Source organism: Fluctibacter halophilus (assembly GCF_020687825.1).
Taxonomy (GTDB): domain Bacteria; phylum Pseudomonadota; class Gammaproteobacteria; order Enterobacterales; family Alteromonadaceae; genus Fluctibacter; species Fluctibacter halophilus.
Window position 1 is genome coordinate 469,149 of the sequence record NZ_JAJEWP010000002.1, and the last position, 15,759, is coordinate 484,907.

A 15,759-nucleotide genomic window follows, 5' to 3' on the forward strand; every position below is an offset into this window, starting at 1 on the left:
ATGACAGACAAGCAACGTCAGTCGTTTGAGCAGGGTATTGATGCCATAGAACAGGCCCTTGACGACGTGGTAGAGCACGGCAGTGATGATGAGCTGTTTATCGCCAGTTATCTGCAAGGCCACTTTGCACTGGTTGTGAGTCGCGTGCTGATCCACCAACAGCATTGTTTTGACGTGCTGAACGCCACCCTGTGTGCAAGCCTGGATGAGGCGTTTGCCAATCAAGAGCTCGAAGACGCTGATCAACAGGCAGTCCGTCAGCGCTGGGCAGCATTGATTGAACCCTACCTGTAATCCGTCCGGATTTGCCGCCTGGCGGTAATGGATTGCCGCTTTTTCTGCGGTTGATGGTCCAGAACCCCTTATCTTTCTTAACCCCTTACTGCCAGACGTATTGGCGTAATTCTTGCTGCAAGCCAGGGTAACGACAATTTTTCGCCACCCTGCTGCATGAACGGCTCGTGTGCGGGGCAGAACAGGGGATACCCTATGAATCGCTGTAATACCGCGCTATTGACACTCTTGCTGACGGTGCTGACGGTGCTGGCCGGTTGCGCCAGTGAGTCGGTCGAACAGGTGCGTCAACGCACAGAAATGCGCGCACCGGCCAATGCCTTGGGCAATATCGAAATACACACCGCAGAGCTGGCCGACGAGTTGTTTGCCAGTGTGCCCAGCACAGCCCAGTATCGCTATGCTGTTGCAACCTTTGTACCGGCGGACACCCTGGCGTACGACCCTCAGATGCAGGGTCCATTGCAATTGCTTGGCCACCAACTGGCAGAAGGCATGATGACAGAAGCCAATCGACGGGGATTTATCACTCAAGACTACAAAGCGGCGAGCGATATAATATTGAGTAGCGAAGCTGAACGTGTGTTGACACGCAATATCGAACAACTGGCAACGCAACGAGGCGTGGACTTTTTCATTACCGGCACCATCGTTGCGCAACAGGAAGGCGCCATCGTAAATGCACGTATCATTCATGCCCGCAGTCAGGACGTTGTCGCTGCGGCAACCAAATTCTTTCCGGCCACCTTGTTTTGGTCCCGGGAAAAAGTAACCACCCGTCAGGGTAAGCTGTACCGAACGGGCAGTTAAGCGAGAGGTGAATACCGTGAAGCAGGCATTGATTTTAGTAGGGTTGGGTGTGCTCCTGAGTGGTTGCTCGAGCACCGCATCGTTTACCAACTGGTTTGAGTCAGAAGAAACCCAGATGGAGGCGACAACCGATGCGCCCCAGCAGGACATGCAGGTGGTCAACGTGACCTCGCCCAAGCAGCCTCACCAGGGCGATGCAATGTCTACGATGGAAAGTTATTACAAGCCCGGCGCTGACAACCGTCACTTCGGTGCATTGGACAGTCAGCCTGAGTTCTCGAATGGCCAAGGGGTTTACAACGGCCGTTTGTTAACCAAACACGTCGGCGACTATGTCCAGAGCATGACCCAGGACCTGGTTGCCAACATGGAGCATGTGACGGATAAAACCGCCGTTGGCGTTACCCACTTTGCACTGCTGGACAGTGACTTGGGACAAACCAATTTGCTCGGCTATCAACTGGCTGAGTCATTTATGCACGAACTGCACAAATTTCGCATCCCGGTGATTGATTACAAAGCGACCGAATACATCAGGGTCACCGATGCAGGTGACTTCTTCCTGACCCGGGATTTTCTGGAGCTGAGCAATACTGCACCCATCGATTACATTCTGACCGGTACATTAACCCGGCATCAGGGCGGCTATCTGGTCAATGCGCGGATATTGGGGTTGAAGACCAAAGCCGTGGTCGCAACGGCACAAAGCATGTTGCCCTTCTTTGTGGTTGATGCGTTGCTGCCGAGTCAGGACAGTAGTCAGGACGGCGTTCGTGTGATCGAAGGGGACTGATATGAGCGTGGGCTATCGTAGTTTAGCAGTGTGTGCTGGCGTGTTGCTGAGCTTAGGCGGCTGTGCCACCAACAGTGTGCATCTGCCTAATTGGTTTGCACAGGAAGGACAGTCTCAGCCTGCAGTAGCGCCTGGTGAGACGGCCGAACAAGATAACGGACTGCGCTACACGCCGGAACGTCGCGAGCTTGAAACACAGACTGCCGGCCCACCTGTTATGGTGTACATGACACCCAAGACAGTGTATCAGCCCCGTTTTACCCACAAACCTTTGCAGGACTATGCCGAACAGATTGCCATGCAACTGATGGACAGTGCACGGGGGCTGCGAGCGGATAGTCGTGTTGGCGTGGCGTCCTTTGTTACTCTGGACAGCAGTTTACAGCACGCTGACAGACTTGGTAATCAGTTGGCTGAAATGCTGATGACCGAGGTGCAGCAATTTGGTGTGCCGGTGGTGGATTTCAAAATGTTCGGTGGTGTCACCGTGCGCAGGGACGGTGACTTCGTGTTTACCCGCGCGCCGGGTGAAGTACGTCGTCGGGCACCAATGGACTTTGTTCTGGCCGGAACCCTGGTGCGGGATGAAATGGGCGTGCGGGTCAACGCACGCATCATGGATTTTACCAGCGGCGCATCTGTGGCCAGTACCAGTGTGTTCATTCCGCGTTTCGTGGTTGAAGAGCTGGCACCACGTGCCGTGATGGTCAGCCCATAATGGTCGTTGGCGATTAAGGTGCCGCCGGGCACCTCGTTGCTGTCCGACTAGAGTTTAAATTGTGCCACCAATCTGTCGAGTGAATGGGTCTTATCCTTCATCACATTGCAGGTCTGCATGTTATTTGCCGACGACTCGGCGAGTGTGTGCGTGTGTTCGTTGACCTCATTGATCCGGTTACTGACATCATGGGATACCTGACTTTGCTGTTCCGCCGCAGTGGCAATCTCTGTATTCATCTGATTAATGGTCTGGGTCGCAGTCGCAATCATCGACAATGACTTACGGGTTTCCTGCACTCGTTGTTGAGTATCCTGACTCTTATCCAGGCTCGATTGCATCGTATCCAGTGCTGAATTTGACCCTGACTGCAGGCTACTGATCATGTTTTGGATTTGCTCAGTACTGCTTTGTGTTTTGCTGGCCAGGCTACGTACTTCGTCGGCGACAACCGCGAAACCTCTGCCTTGTTCGCCAGCTCTTGCCGCTTCAATCGCCGCATTCAGTGCCAGCAGGTTGGTCTGCTCGGCGATGCTTTCGATGATTTGTAGCAGGTCGGTGATTTTTTCGACATCACTACCCACCCGTTTGGTCACTTCACTGGCGCGGCTGATCTCTTCCAGCAGGCCGTTCATGCTGGCCACCGTTTCATCCACAACACCAGCAGCTACAGAGCCTTGTTCGTCGGCTTGTTTGGCAGCTTCCGCAGCACCCGAGGCACTCTGTGAAACCGATTGAGACGCGGCGGACATTTCGGTGACAGCAGTGGCGATCTGGTCGGTACTGCTTTGTTGCTCAAGGGCAATCTTGTCCAGCATGATTGCCTGGGATTCCAGATTGCCGGTCTCTGTACGGATGTCCTGTACCAAGTCGCGAATGTCCAACATCATCTTGCGCAGGAAGCCGGTCAGCTGATTCACATAACCGGCCAATGCGCCGATTTCGTGTTCGTCGCTAACCTGCACCGTCTGGGTCAAATCGCCATTGCCGGCCGCCAGATCCCGAATCGAATCGGATACCTGATTGAGTGGTTGAATGATGCTGCGTTTGATCAACAACCCGATACCGACGGCGATGCCAATCAGCGCGGCGCTGATCACCGTAAGCCAGGTCAGCAGCACGGTAGTTGAGTCGTCGATTTTCTGCTCGATGCGTTCAACGTGTCCTTCAATTTCATCGATATAAAAGCCGGTGCCGAGCATCATGTCCCAGCGGGGGAAATACACTGAGTAGGACAACTTTGGATGAGGTGTTTTTTCACCTAACTTAGGGAAGTAATAGGTCACATACTGGGTGCCATTGCCAAGTCCATTGTTCTTACCTGCGGTGATCAACTCTCGGATCAGGTAAGTGCCGTTGGTGTCCTTCAGATCCCAGTAGCTGTTGCCCACACCGGCTTCATCCAGACCGTTGAATAGCCGTACGCCTTTACTGTCATAACCGAAAAAGTAGCCTGAGTCGCCAAAACTAAAATGCTTGAGCAGGGCGATAGCCTCTTCACGGCTGGCATTCCGTTCATATAAGGGAGACACCAGGCTGACACCAAGCTCGATCAGTGATTTGGCTTCGTGTTTGCGGTCGTTAAGGAGCAACGCTCTGCTGTCCTCCAATTGCGTGTCTGACAGGCTATTCAGTTCCACGATGAGTGCGGTGGTAAGCAGACATCCCAGCAATAAGGCCGGCACGATGGACAGCAGCAGAAGCTTTTGTTTGATGGAAAAATTCAGCATATTGAGCCTACCCTTGGTCCCGCAGCAAACGTTTCGGGTTCGGTTTTGTTGAAAGGGAACCCGATGAGGTCGGTAAATAGATGATTAACATATAATTAACAATCCTCCGCATGTAAAGTTTACGACCACAGTTGTCAGCACTGATGAGCAATTCCTGTCAGATTTTTTTAAACAAATATGTCAGGTTTTTCCGATGCCACTCGTCTACAGGGATAAGTCACGAGAAAAAAGGAAAAAAGACCATGACAATCTCTACCCCATTCGTCCCGACCAAAGCCACCTTAGACGATAGCGCGAACTGGTTAAAAAAAGGCTGGCAGCTGTTTACCAATGCGCCTTTTTCGCTATTCGGGTTGCTGATGACGCTACTGATAATTGAGGGCGGTCTGCAGTTGTTACCCGCGCCGATGGGCGTGCTGCTATCCAAGTTAATGATGGCTGGTTTGATGGCATCGTTGTGGCCATTGCTGCACAACCTGTCGACCAACGGTCGACTGTCGTTTGCATCCTTGCGGCAGTATTCAGGCTGGCACCGGATCCCGTTGTTGTGTTTGCCCCTCCTGTTGCCCTTTATCGTGCAGTTGGCCGTTGCCGCAAGTCTGCTGGGCCGCGATGGATTGGACTTGCTGCTGTTTGCCGTACCGGTCGATATTGCGGCCTATCAGCTGGCGATGATTTTTGCCGCGGGCGCTCCCGTAAGCCTGCTACTGATGTTTGCCCCTGCACGTATTTTGCTCGCCAACGACAGTGTAGGCACAGCGCTCAGGGCCAGTGTTTCAGCCGTATTGCGTGCCTGGCGCCCGCTGTCTGTCGTCCTGTTGATCAATGTGATAGTTTTGGCCCTGGTGCCATACACCTTCCTGCTCAGTGCGCTGTTGCTCAGTCCATGGCTGATGTGTGTGCACTATCAGGCGTATCGCGGGATTTTTTCCAATCAAAAGGAGACTCGGTGAGTCAGGGAACAGACATTGAGCAACTGCTGACTGAACACGCGCCAATGTTGGCGCGTATTGCAGCAAACCATGAAGTGAATCTTGCCGTGCGGGAAGAACTGTTGCAGGAAATCAGCGTTGCTGTCTGGCATGGACTGGCGCGTTTTCGCGGCGAGGCCAGTGTCAAAACCTACATTGCGCGTATTGCGCACAATCGTTGTGTGGATCATGTGGTGCGTGAACAGCGGCACTATCACCCATTGGACACAGACGCGCCGGTTGAACAGGCCCCCGAAACCTTTGTCAGCGAAAGTGAACATGTTCGGATGGATCTGCACGCGGCAATGCTGCGCCTGTCATTGGGTTTTCGTCAGGTGATTGGCATGCAGTTAGAAGGCTTTACCCAGTCAGAGATTGCTCAGGTGCTCGGCATTAGCGAAGCCGCTGTTGCCCAGCGCTCTTCAAGGGCCCGCAAGCAACTTGAACAATGGCTTTAAAGGAGATCGTATGGATCCCAAATTGACACAATGGCAACAACAGTATCAACAGCAAACTCCTGCGGTGGACGTTGCTGCGCTGGTGGCCCACGCACAACGTCAGCAACGCAAGGAACACGGGTTGGCGCTGTTGGATGTTTTCGCCGGTCTGGCAGTCAGTCTTTTTTGCCTGATTGCCTTGGTGTTTCTGGCGCAAAGCTGGCAGGAGCAAGTCTTGTATGCCGGCCTGGCACCGATCCCCATTGGTTTCGGTCTGTGGGCATACCGATTGCGTAAACGACACTGGCAACAGCAGGCGCTGGATGTGTCACATGCCACGGCGTTGAAGCGCCAACAGTTGTATAATCAGTGTCGCTACTGGCAGGTTTCTGCCTGGGGCGTTGGCCTGCTGTGGGCTGGCCTGGCGTTGACCGCACTGATTGTCACACTGGGCCATGGCGATGTTCATCCCTGGGCCGTGTCCTTGGCCGTCAATGCTGTGGTGTTGGCCTTCACGGTGGGGCGCTACCGTGTTGTAAAAGCCCGTTTACCCCTCAAACTCAAAGCCCTCGACGGGATTCAGTCTGACGCTGACCCGTAGTGGTTTACTGTGACAACTCGTCGAGGATCACAATGTCTGCACCATGTTGGACGTTGTCCAACACGTTTAAAAACCGGGTCAGTGGCGCGTGGGAGGATTTATCCCCCATGCCCCAACTGGCGTTGCCATACCCCCATGGAATAACGGTTTTGCAGGACAGGTCTTTCGCCGCCATCAACGCATCTTCCGGGGTCATGTGGACATAGCGATACCATTTGGGGTGCGCCTCGCTATGGTAGGATGCTATGGGCAGCAAACAGATATCCATGCCGCCGTAGCGCTGGCCAATGTCTTTAAAATGCGCTGAATAGCCGGTGTCACCGGCATAGAAAAGGGTTTGGCCCTGACTTTCCACCACCCAGCCAGACCAGGACACGGCGTTCTCATCTTCGTACAGATACGGCACCAGTACGCGACTGCTGAAATGGTGCGCCGGCACCGCCGTGATGACACTTTGACCTAAGGTCGTTTGACTGAACCAGCCTAACTCATTGACCGACAAGCCAGCGTCAGGAAAGTGCCGGGACATTCCCAGCGGCGTGAAATAACGCACATTGTCTGGCAAATCACTGACGCTGGCGCGACTGAAGTGATCATAGTGGACATGGGAATACAAAACGCCTTCAATTGCGTCGAAGCCACCCTGTGGTGTCGGGTAGCGAAGTCGGTAATTGCCATTAAACCAGGCATGCAGCCAGTTGATCGGCCAGTCAAACTCTTGCAATACCGGATCGGTTGCCAGTGTTTCACCGCTGGGAGTGGTGATCAGAAAAAACGCATGTCCCAGCCATTGAACCCTGAACCCCTGTTCAAATTCAGCCGCCCCTAATGTGCCTTGGTATTGGCACCCTTGTTCGGGCCGACAGTGGATTTCCTGGCGGGGCTGATAGCAATTTTCAGTACAGGTAAAAGGGTAGTCCTTTTCTCCGGGATACAGGTTGGTGTAACGCCCGGAATCACTATCAATCGGTTGTTGCTGATCTTGAGTCACCTGCACGCGGTTGGCGCTGCAACCGAACAGTAAGGCAAGACACAACACGGTCAGCGCGGATTGCAAAAAGCGAAGCATCAATCGGTTCATAATGTGACAGGGGTTCCTCGTTGCAGGTCTCGGATCAAGAAGCGGTTCGGCGCCACCGCGTCCGCCATAGCTTGTGAAACGGGCAGACTTTCACCCAGCAGGTCGCTGACCAACAGCTCGGCCAACAGCGGAGCACTGGTTAATCCCCGTGAGCCAAGGCCGGTTAGCACTGACAAGCCGCTGTGGATTGCTGGTAGAGGCAAGTCGCTGCGGCGGGCATCTTTACTCAGTGGTGCATAATCCTGCATCTGTTGATGCCAGTGGGGCACCTGACCGGCCACAGGCATGCGATCGGGGGTGGAACAGCGCAGTGCCGCTCGCCCGGTATCGTCATGCTGCAGGTGTTGCGCCCAGTTTGTTTGCGCCATAACGCGCTGATGCAGGTCAATGTTGTGCGCCGCCTCTTGGGCCCTGAACTGGCAATCGGGATCCTGTTTGACGTAGGTCGAGCCCAGCGCCATTCGGCCTTCATACGCCGGGGTCATATAGCCTTTGTGACAGAGTACCGTGCGCAGTGCGGCATACGGGGCGTTGGCCGGAATGGCTTCGACCTGACCCCGAACTGCGCTTAGCGGCAGCCCTGCCAGGGTCTGATGGGTGCGCAAATCAGCACCTTCACACAAAATCACCTGATCATAGCGGGCATCGTGCGCCTGGTTAAAACTGACCCGCCAGCCTTCGTCCTGGCGTTGTAAAGCCGACACGGTATGGGCGGTTTTAACCGCTACAGGAGCCAGGGCAGCGCTGGCGTCGAGTAGCGCTTTGACCAGTTGCTGAGGGTGGATCCAGCCCCCCAGGGGTATCCACAAGCCAGGGTAGGGCAAATCCACATTGGCCAATGTGGTGGATTCGTCGGCCTCAGTTGGCCGTATCAGCCACGTTGGCCACACGTTGTTGTCTATCAGCGTTTTACGCCGTTGTAGGGTTGTGTCGCTAAAGGCCAGTTGCAGCACACCACACCAGTCGTGGGCGAAGTCAAAGCCTTGTTTCAGCACCTCATCATAGCGACGGCGGGCATGCAGAAAGCCGCTCGCCTGCCATTGACTGGCGAGACTGGCTACGCCGTGAAGCTGGGGGTAAAAGCCGCCCTGTCGATTGCCGGAAGCCCCGGCGGCAATGCTGTCTTCGCGGCACACCACATCTGCACCGATCCCTCGCAGTGACAGACTGTAGGCGACATTGGCACCGGCCAATCCGGCGCCGACAATCAGCACCCGTTGCTTGTCAGTCAGGTTGCCGTCAGCACGCACGAACCAGGTTTTGTCCTTGATGGGGACCGACGGCCCGTGCCATTGGCCTGCCAGCATGTCTCTCTTACGTCCAAAGCCGCGCCGTTTTTCTACCTCAAATCCGGCATCCCGAAGCGCCCGTTTGACAAAGCCGGCGGCGGTGAAAGTGGCAAAAGTGCAACCCGGGCGTGCCAGTCGCGCCATGTTGTCATACAGGCACCCCTGCCACATTTGCGGGTTCTTACTCGGTGCAAAACCATCCAGAAACCAGGCATCAATCACGCCACCGGGCCGGGCGGCCAGCTGTGGCAATGTGTCGTTGATGTCACCCAGGTGCAGATCCAGGATCACCTTGCCCTGATCAAACGTCATGCGGTGCAGACCTTCTAACGGCAGGCAATAGGCATCGACCAGTAAATTGGCTTCACAGGCCAGTTCTGGCCAGGCTGTCAGGGCTGTCTTTAAATCTTCACGGGTTAATGGGTATTTTTCTGTAGTGAACACGTGTAAGCTGAAATCCGGACCGTCGGGATTTTCACGTCGAAATGTCCGGTATGCGTGCCACAGGGCCAGAAAGTTCAGGCCAGTGCCAAACCCGGTTTCTGCCACGGTAAAGCGCGGGTGCTGCCATTGCTGCCAGCGCTCGGGCAGTCCGTTATTGGTGAGAAACACATGACGGGTTTCTGCCAATCCATCGTGATTGGAGAAATACACGTCATCGAACTGTTGGGCAACCGGTGTTCCCTGTTCGTTAAAGGCAATGGTGGCAGGTGTGATCGGCACGGTAACGTCTGGTTCTGAAAAATGGGACGACAGTGTAAGTCAGCTGTGCCGTTTTGACAAAAGAGCAGACCACTTATGGCGTGAAAATCATTACTATAGGCGGCGAAATTTTAGACCCACAACGATCAAAGGTTAATTGAACTATGAGAAGAGCTGTTATCACCGGTATGGGCATCGTGTCCAGCATAGGCGTGAATCAACAGGACGTATTGGCGTCGCTGCGCGAAGGCCGCTCGGGGATCACCCATTCCCAGGAATTTGAAGACATTGGCATGCGCAGCCATGTGTGGGGCGACATTGATATTGATTTGTCCGAACATATCGATCGAAAAACGTTACGCTTTATGGGCGATGCAGCCGGTTTCGCCTACGTTGCTATGCAACAGGCGATTGAAGATTCAGGCCTGACCGAAGAGATGATTTCCAACGTGCGCACCGGCATTATCGCAGGGTCGGGTGGTGCATCGTCGAAAAACCAGGTTGAAGCCGCTGACATTCTGCGTGAGAAAGGCGTAAAGCGCGTTGGTCCCTACATGGTTACCCGCTGCATGGGTAGCACCGTTTCTGCTTGTCTGGCAACGCCGTTTAAGATCAAGGGCGTTAACTACTCCATCAGCTCTGCCTGTTCGACCAGTGCACACTGTATTGGCCACGCGGTGGAACAGATCCAACTGGGCAAACAAGACATCATTTTTGCCGGTGGTGGTGAAGAGCTGCACTGGTCATTGTCATCCGAATTTGATGCCATGGGGGCATTGTCGACCAAGTACAATGACAACCCGGCCGTAGCGTCCCGCACTTACGATGCCGATCGTGACGGTTTTGTCAGTTCCGGTGGTGGCGGTATGCTGGTGGTTGAAGAGCTGGAACATGCGCTGGCACGAGGCGCGAAAATTTACGCCGAAATCGTCGGTTACGGTGCGACGTCCGACGGTGCGGATATGGTTGCACCTTCCGGTGAAGGCGCTATTCGCTGCATGCAACAGGCGATGGCGACCGTGGAAGGGGACATCGATTACCTGAACACCCACGGCACTTCCACCCCGGTGGGCGACGTTAAAGAACTTTACGCCATCCGCGAAGTATTTGGTGACAAAGCGCCGCCGCTGAGTGCCACCAAAGCCATGACCGGTCACGCACTGGGCGCCGCCGGTGTCAACGAGGCGATCTATTCGTTGTTGATGCTGGAGCACGGCTTCATTGCGCCGTCGATCAATATCGACACCCTGGATGAACAGGCCCAGGGGCTGGATATCGTGACGGAAACCCGCAATACCCCCCTGCGCACGGTGATGTCCAACAGCTTTGGCTTTGGCGGCACCAACGCAACATTGGTCATGCAGAAGTATCAGGGCTAGTTCAGAGGCCTCAATGCTAAAAAAGCCCGCCTTATCGCGGTTTTTTTTGTGCCTGTTGGCTTAACACGCCAGTTGTTGCAAACCATCGGTGTCGTGTACCACGATTTTTCCGTAGTGCAGGGAAATCAGTTCGCGGCGCTGCAATTCTCGCAGGCGCTGATTGACCGCCTGTCGTGAGGCATTCAGCATCGCGGCCAAATCATCCTGTGACAGTGACAAGGTATGGGGCAATCCCGCGTGCGGATCCCGTTGGCCGAGGTTGGTGGTCAACATGCACAGTCGTAGCGCCAATCGGCCCATCAGCGACAGTGAGCCGGCATCGTCCATCAGGCTGAACAGCAAGCGTACACGCTGACACAGCAAGCGGGCGAAATGGGCGTACAGCGCCGGCTCCTGCTCCAGCAACTGTTCAAAGCTGTGCTGCGGAATGCGCAACAAATGCACGTCACTTTCGGCCACATTGTTGTGGGTGCGCGGTAAATGGTCAAACAGCGAAATTTCGCCAAACCAACTGCCGGGCTCAAGCCAGGTCAATACCATTTCAGCGCCCTGGGGGCTGACGTTGCTGATCCGCAACCGGCCCTCGAGTAACACATACAAGCCATCCGGCGCGTCACCTTTGTGGTGCACTACGGCCCCAGCATGCAGGTGCTTTTCGCGGCAATGGGCAAGGAGCAATTGCTGAATGGCAAGGGGAAGTTCGTTGTACCAGCTATTGGTGGCGAGCGTGGCGTGTTGTTCAGGGGTCAGGGTTATCATGAGCGAAATGTCAACCAGATGACAGTTTAAGGCAAAGGTCTAGGATAGGGTGGACGCTGACACAATTCAATCGGCCAGGGGACAAGACGATGAGTACAGTGAAAACGCAGGTCAGTGACGCAGAGTGGCAAACCCGGGTGGATTTGGCCGCCTGTTATCGAATGGTAGCCCAATACGGTTGGGACGATTTGGTGTTTACCCACATTTCCGCCCGGGTACCAGGACCTGAACACCATTTCCTGATCAACCCCTACGGCATGTTATTCGAAGAAGTCACTGCTTCCAGTCTGGTTAAAGTTGACCTGCTTGGCAACAAGGTGATGGACAGTGAATTCGACATCAACCCGGCGGGTTTTACCATTCACAGTGCGGTGCACGAGGCCCGTGAAGACGCACGCTGTGTGATGCACCTGCATACCAACGCGGGTGTTGCTGTGTCGGCGCTCAAGGACGGGCTGCAGCCGCTGAGTCAGCAGTCGCTGTTCGCGTTGTCTTCACTGGCCTACCATGATTACGAAGGCGTCGCGTTAAACCCTGAGGAGAAGGTTCGCCTGGTTGCCGATCTGGGGGACGCTAATTTTATGATATTACGCAACCATGGCCTGCTGACCTGTGCCGACACCATTGCGGATGCTTTTTTATTCATGTTCATCCTGCAACGCAGTTGTGAAATCCAATTGCAAGCGCAGGCCACCGGGCAACCGTTGATTGAAATTCCCAAGCCGATACTGATTGGTATCCAGGCGCAGGCCAAAGCGGTGACCCGCTCCGCAGGGGGAACACTGGCGTGGCCGGGCATTTTACGCAAACTGCAACGCGACAATCCGGGGTTTGACCGTTGAACACCGATCTCAATCACTATCGGGATGCCGCCAACACCGTCGAATGGCACGGCCACCGGATCCGGTTCTGGCGTCAGGTATCCCCGGGAAAACCCTGGTTACTGCTGGTGCACGGGTTTCCCAGTGCCAGTTGGGATTGGCACGGCCTGTGGCCCCAATTGTCTCAGCACTTCTGTTTGTTGGCGGTGGATATGCTCGGTTTTGGCCTGTCTGATAAGCCAGCAGACCACCACTATTCGTTGCTGGAACAGGCCGATTTGCTGACCGATGTACTGCAACTGCAGGACATCAGCAACTGTCATGTGCTGGCCCATGATTACGGTAATTCGGTAGTGCAGGAAATGCTCTACCGCCAGCAACAGGGCGAGCTGGATACCCGCTTGCTCAGTATCTGCTGGTTAAACGGGGGACTGTTTGCTGAGAGCCATCGCCCGTTAGTGGCACAGCGATTATTGAAGTCACCACTCGGTCCGCTGTTTGTCAGGTTGATGGGCAAGGGCGCATTTTCCCGCAGTCTGAAACGGATTTTTGGTCCTGATACAGCGCCGGAATCCTCAGCCGTGGATGTGCTGTGGTGGTTGCTTGGCTATCAACAGGGGCGGCGGGTGCTGCCGCGCTTATTGCACTACCTTGATGAACGGCGCATGTATCGCGATCGATGGGTCAGGGCGATGCAACACACGGACATTCTCCTTGGTTTTATCAATGGACATCACGACCCCATCTCCGGTGAACACATGCTGCAGCGATTTCAGACCCTGTTACCCGAGGCTTATACCGCCCGACTGGCAGTGGGGCATTACCCGCAAATCGAAGCGCCACAACAGGTGTTGAGCGCCTATCAGGGCTTTGTCAGTGACATCATGTCCTGATACAGCTGGATGTGATTGGTCAGATCGGTGAGATCAACGTCATTCATGGTGTGCAACAAACTACGACTGATGCCGTATTTTTTTAGGAACACGGCCGTTTCGCGCGGGTGAATACGCCCGGTTTTAAACAATTGACGATAAATGGCGTAGGCTTTGGCCTGATGGAAGACCTGTGAAATCGGATCATCATTGGTATAGCCCAGGATATAGGGCAGGGGATCAAAGGCACTGAACCCCAGGTTTTCCAGAATGTGGGGTTTGATGATCTCTTCCATACTGAGGAACTCCCGCAGGGTATCACCGTCCATCACAAAGGTATCCAGCACCTGTCGCTTTGAGGCATCCACTTCCGGGTCCAGATTGGCCCGCTGTTGTTCAATCAGGCCGGTGACCTCCTCACTGATCATACTGATCAACAGTATCAGTGGCGCAAGGTTGAGCCCGGCCAGTGTGTACAGCGTCCAGGTTTGTTCGGTGTCGAGACGGTGCTGTTGTTGTTGCAATGACAATGCGATAGCACCGGAAACCAACCGCCCGTTGGTTCTGATCCGATCCACCGTGTGATGCAACGATGGGTGCAACCGGTTGGCGATTTCCATGCCTATCCAGCGTGGTAACAGCCACACAAACAGGCGGTATCCCATGGCATTGAGTAATACTTTGACATCGTCGCTGTCGGGCAAATTCAGTTGCTTTCGGTACTTGGGCTGGCGGCTAAACGCCCTGATGGTCTCTACCAGCCAGTCAATCGCCAGCACGCCATTGATCAATTCCGGAGTGAAGGTCTGCCATTTGTCCAGGTTACGCCAGAACGGCAGAATGGCGGCTATCTCACGGCAGCTAGCGAGCAGATCGTCGTTTTCCAGTCGGGCGTTGATACGGTGTTTAAGCACATAATCGAGCATGCTTTTGTATTCGGGCGCTTCACAGTGCGCATGGCTTTGTTGGCGGCGTTGGGATTGGGAAACTTCGACGTCCAGTAAGATGCGGCACAGGTTACCCTGGGCAAAGGAGAACGCTTCTTCCTCCTTGCCTTCGAAGGCATAAAACAGCTTTTCGTAGCAACCGCCAATCAGAAACAAGTAGTAGCGGCGTTCCAGTTCGCTGAGGATCAATCCTTCATTGATCAGCGGCTCCGGGGCAATCGTGGTGTCCATATGGGAACGTGTTCGTGAGTCCATGAAACGCTACGGTAAGCCAAAACATGTAGAAAAAATAGCATAAATTGCAGTCCATATCGGCAACCTGCACCGAGTACCTTCGATGCGTGGCCAATGTGTGGCATACTCGCGCCCACCTGCAAGCAACCTGTAACTAACCATGCGGATCCTCTACGAAGACACCATGCCCTTTGCCGATGCGTTGTTTCCCAAGCTCGGTGATTGTCAGGTGTTTAATCACCAGACAATCACCGCGCAGGATGTAGCCGACGCCGATGTGCTGTTGGTGCGCTCCACAACCCGTGTGAATGAAGCCCTGCTACACCAGGCCAAACACTTGCAATATGTGGCGACTGCCACCGCAGGTACCAATCACATGGACATCAATTACCTTCAGGAGCGCGGCATCCCGTGGGGATCTGCGGCAGGCTGTAACGCGGTTGCGGTGGCCGAATATGTGATCAGTGTTTTGTTGGTGATGGCACAGCGCCAGCAGTGGGATCTATCTTCCCGCAGTGTCGGGATAATCGGTGCCGGCCATGTTGGTACTGCCCTGAGCAGTAAACTTGATGCGTTGGGGATCCAGTACAGGTTGTGTGATCCGCCGTTGCAGGCGGCGGGCGATCCACGCCCTTTCTGTCATCTGGACGCTGCGCTTGATTGTGACATTGTGACCTTGCATGTGCCGCTGGTCACTGCGGGCCCGCACCCCACCGAACACCTCATCGACGGGCAACGTTTGCGCGCCATGGGTCCTGAACAATTGCTGATCAATGCATGTCGGGGGGAGGTGATGGACAATGCTGCTGCACTGGCGTGCAAGCAGCGAGGAGACGGTCCGTTGCTGGTCATGGACGTGTGGGAAAATGAGCCGGATATTCTGTGGCCGCTGGTGCAGCACACAGAGCTGGCGACCGCGCATATCGCGGGGCACACCCTGGAAGGCAAAGCGCGCGGTACAACGCTGTTGTATCAGCAACTGGCACAGCGATTGGGGAGGCCAGTTGAAGACCCCTTATCCACCTTGTTGCCTGTAGCGCAACCGCAGAAATTAGAGCTTGAAAGCGCATTGCAGGGAATGCAGGCCATCACGGCGCTGGTTCACGCTGTGTACGATGTGCGACAGGATGATCGTGCGTTTCGCACACAGGTTCAGTGTGCAGAGGATTTCATTTATAGCCGTAAGCACTATGCTATACGAAGAGAGTTTTCTGCACATCGCATAAACGCTGGAAATTGTGCGCTAACACAGGCACTCTACGGCCTTGGCTTTGCGTGCTGACGCCGCACAGTCGTTGTCCTTTTTTGTTTCGATTTTACA

At 54.6% G+C, this 15,759-nt stretch carries 16 protein-coding genes; 11 read left to right on the forward strand and 5 right to left on the reverse strand.

Annotated features, from left to right (window positions below; translation table 11 throughout):
• From LJ739_RS10890 to LJ739_RS10905, 4 genes are all read left to right on the forward strand, one after another.
• The gene (locus LJ739_RS10890; protein WP_229160381.1) at window positions 1-294 is read left to right on the forward strand and encodes a YfcL family protein; all 294 of its coding nucleotides are present in this window, start codon (window positions 1-3) and stop codon (window positions 292-294) included.
• A 195-nt stretch (window positions 295-489) separates the two neighbouring features.
• Window positions 490-1,104, forward strand: a complete 615-nt coding sequence (locus LJ739_RS10895) for a FlgO family outer membrane protein (protein WP_229160383.1) — start codon at window positions 490-492, stop codon at window positions 1,102-1,104.
• 16 nt (window positions 1,105-1,120) lie between these two features.
• Window positions 1,121-1,897 carry a FlgO family outer membrane protein gene (locus LJ739_RS10900; protein WP_229160385.1) on the forward strand — a complete coding sequence of 259 codons (777 nt, stop codon included), beginning with the start codon at window positions 1,121-1,123 and terminating at the stop codon, window positions 1,895-1,897.
• A gap of 1 nt (window position 1,898) precedes the next feature.
• On the forward strand, window positions 1,899-2,615 hold the full coding sequence (locus LJ739_RS10905) for a FlgO family outer membrane protein (RefSeq protein WP_229160387.1): 717 nt from the start codon (window positions 1,899-1,901) through the stop codon (window positions 2,613-2,615).
• A gap of 47 nt (window positions 2,616-2,662) precedes the next feature.
• Here LJ739_RS10905 and LJ739_RS10910 read toward each other — a convergent pair whose 3' ends face one another.
• Window positions 2,663-4,345: a methyl-accepting chemotaxis protein gene (locus LJ739_RS10910; RefSeq protein WP_229160389.1), complete on the reverse strand. Its 1,683-nt coding sequence runs from the start codon at window positions 4,343-4,345 to the stop codon at window positions 2,663-2,665.
• 242 nt (window positions 4,346-4,587) lie between these two features.
• Between LJ739_RS10910 and LJ739_RS10915 the strand changes: the two genes are divergently transcribed.
• Genes LJ739_RS10915 through LJ739_RS10925 form a run of 3 tightly spaced genes read left to right on the forward strand, consistent with a single transcriptional unit; the run spans window position 4,588 to window position 6,354 of the window.
• On the forward strand, window positions 4,588-5,298 hold the full coding sequence (locus LJ739_RS10915) for a hypothetical protein (protein WP_229160391.1): 711 nt from the start codon (window positions 4,588-4,590) through the stop codon (window positions 5,296-5,298).
• Window positions 5,295-5,774, forward strand: coding sequence for an RNA polymerase sigma factor (locus LJ739_RS10920; RefSeq protein ID WP_229160393.1), 480 nt, complete (start codon window positions 5,295-5,297; stop codon window positions 5,772-5,774). The genes LJ739_RS10915 and LJ739_RS10920 overlap by 4 nt, the downstream gene beginning before the upstream one ends.
• Window positions 5,775-5,784: 10 nt before the next feature.
• On the forward strand, window positions 5,785-6,354 hold the full coding sequence (locus LJ739_RS10925; RefSeq protein ID WP_229160395.1) for a hypothetical protein: 570 nt from the start codon (window positions 5,785-5,787) through the stop codon (window positions 6,352-6,354).
• A gap of 4 nt (window positions 6,355-6,358) precedes the next feature.
• On the opposite strand, the gene LJ739_RS10930 is transcribed toward LJ739_RS10925, so the two are convergent.
• Both LJ739_RS10930 and mnmC read right to left on the reverse strand, forming a co-directional pair.
• Entirely contained in the window at window positions 6,359-7,435 is a 1,077-nt protein-coding gene (locus LJ739_RS10930; RefSeq protein ID WP_229160397.1) for an MBL fold metallo-hydrolase, read from the reverse strand.
• The gene (gene mnmC / locus LJ739_RS10935) at window positions 7,432-9,447 is read right to left on the reverse strand and encodes a bifunctional tRNA (5-methylaminomethyl-2-thiouridine)(34)-methyltransferase MnmD/FAD-dependent 5-carboxymethylaminomethyl-2-thiouridine(34) oxidoreductase MnmC (RefSeq protein ID WP_229160399.1); all 2,016 of its coding nucleotides are present in this window, start codon (window positions 9,445-9,447) and stop codon (window positions 7,432-7,434) included. Before mnmC ends, LJ739_RS10930 begins: the two co-directional genes overlap by 4 nt.
• A 143-nt stretch (window positions 9,448-9,590) precedes the next feature.
• Here mnmC and fabB point away from each other — a divergent pair, with 143 nt between their 5' ends.
• On the forward strand, window positions 9,591-10,805 hold the full coding sequence (fabB, locus tag LJ739_RS10940) for a beta-ketoacyl-ACP synthase I (RefSeq protein ID WP_229160401.1): 1,215 nt from the start codon (window positions 9,591-9,593) through the stop codon (window positions 10,803-10,805).
• Window positions 10,806-10,865: 60 nt separating this feature from the next.
• On the opposite strand, the gene LJ739_RS10945 is transcribed toward fabB, so the two are convergent.
• Complete coding sequence (locus LJ739_RS10945; protein WP_229160403.1) at window positions 10,866-11,564, reverse strand: Crp/Fnr family transcriptional regulator; 699 nt, start codon at window positions 11,562-11,564, stop codon at window positions 10,866-10,868.
• A gap of 89 nt (window positions 11,565-11,653) precedes the next feature.
• On the opposite strand from LJ739_RS10945, the gene LJ739_RS10950 reads away from it, so the two are divergent.
• Both LJ739_RS10950 and LJ739_RS10955 read left to right on the forward strand, forming a co-directional pair.
• On the forward strand, window positions 11,654-12,406 hold the full coding sequence (locus tag LJ739_RS10950; RefSeq protein WP_229160405.1) for a class II aldolase/adducin family protein: 753 nt from the start codon (window positions 11,654-11,656) through the stop codon (window positions 12,404-12,406).
• On the forward strand, window positions 12,403-13,278 hold the full coding sequence (locus tag LJ739_RS10955) for an alpha/beta fold hydrolase (RefSeq protein WP_229160407.1): 876 nt from the start codon (window positions 12,403-12,405) through the stop codon (window positions 13,276-13,278). Before LJ739_RS10950 ends, LJ739_RS10955 begins: the two co-directional genes overlap by 4 nt.
• On the opposite strand, the gene LJ739_RS10960 is transcribed toward LJ739_RS10955, so the two are convergent.
• On the reverse strand, window positions 13,248-14,459 hold the full coding sequence (locus tag LJ739_RS10960) for a hypothetical protein (protein WP_229160409.1): 1,212 nt from the start codon (window positions 14,457-14,459) through the stop codon (window positions 13,248-13,250). The two genes, LJ739_RS10955 and LJ739_RS10960, sit on opposite strands and share 31 nt — an antisense overlap.
• Window positions 14,460-14,598: 139 nt before the next feature.
• On the opposite strand from LJ739_RS10960, the gene LJ739_RS10965 reads away from it, so the two are divergent.
• Window positions 14,599-15,720 carry a 4-phosphoerythronate dehydrogenase gene (locus LJ739_RS10965; protein WP_229160411.1) on the forward strand — a complete coding sequence of 374 codons (1,122 nt, stop codon included), beginning with the start codon at window positions 14,599-14,601 and terminating at the stop codon, window positions 15,718-15,720.
• Window positions 15,721-15,759: the final 39 nt, after the last annotated feature.

Coding starts and splice junctions, on each gene's coding strand:
- LJ739_RS10890 (WP_229160381.1), top strand. CDS start 1: ATGACAGACAAGCAACGTCAGTCGTTTGAGCAGGGTATTGATGCCATA.
- LJ739_RS10895 (WP_229160383.1), top strand. CDS start 490: ATGAATCGCTGTAATACCGCGCTATTGACACTCTTGCTGACGGTGCTG.
- LJ739_RS10905 (WP_229160387.1), top strand. CDS start 1,899: ATGAGCGTGGGCTATCGTAGTTTAGCAGTGTGTGCTGGCGTGTTGCTG.
- LJ739_RS10910 (WP_229160389.1), bottom strand. CDS start 4,345: ATGCTGAATTTTTCCATCAAACAAAAGCTTCTGCTGCTGTCCATCGTG.
- LJ739_RS10915 (WP_229160391.1), top strand. CDS start 4,588: ATGACAATCTCTACCCCATTCGTCCCGACCAAAGCCACCTTAGACGAT.
- LJ739_RS10925 (WP_229160395.1), top strand. CDS start 5,785: ATGGATCCCAAATTGACACAATGGCAACAACAGTATCAACAGCAAACT.
- LJ739_RS10930 (WP_229160397.1), bottom strand. CDS start 7,435: ATGAACCGATTGATGCTTCGCTTTTTGCAATCCGCGCTGACCGTGTTG.
- fabB (WP_229160401.1), top strand. CDS start 9,591: ATGAGAAGAGCTGTTATCACCGGTATGGGCATCGTGTCCAGCATAGGC.
- LJ739_RS10945 (WP_229160403.1), bottom strand. CDS start 11,564: ATGATAACCCTGACCCCTGAACAACACGCCACGCTCGCCACCAATAGC.
- LJ739_RS10950 (WP_229160405.1), top strand. CDS start 11,654: ATGAGTACAGTGAAAACGCAGGTCAGTGACGCAGAGTGGCAAACCCGG.
- LJ739_RS10960 (WP_229160409.1), bottom strand. CDS start 14,459: ATGGACTCACGAACACGTTCCCATATGGACACCACGATTGCCCCGGAG.
- LJ739_RS10965 (WP_229160411.1), top strand. CDS start 14,599: ATGCGGATCCTCTACGAAGACACCATGCCCTTTGCCGATGCGTTGTTT.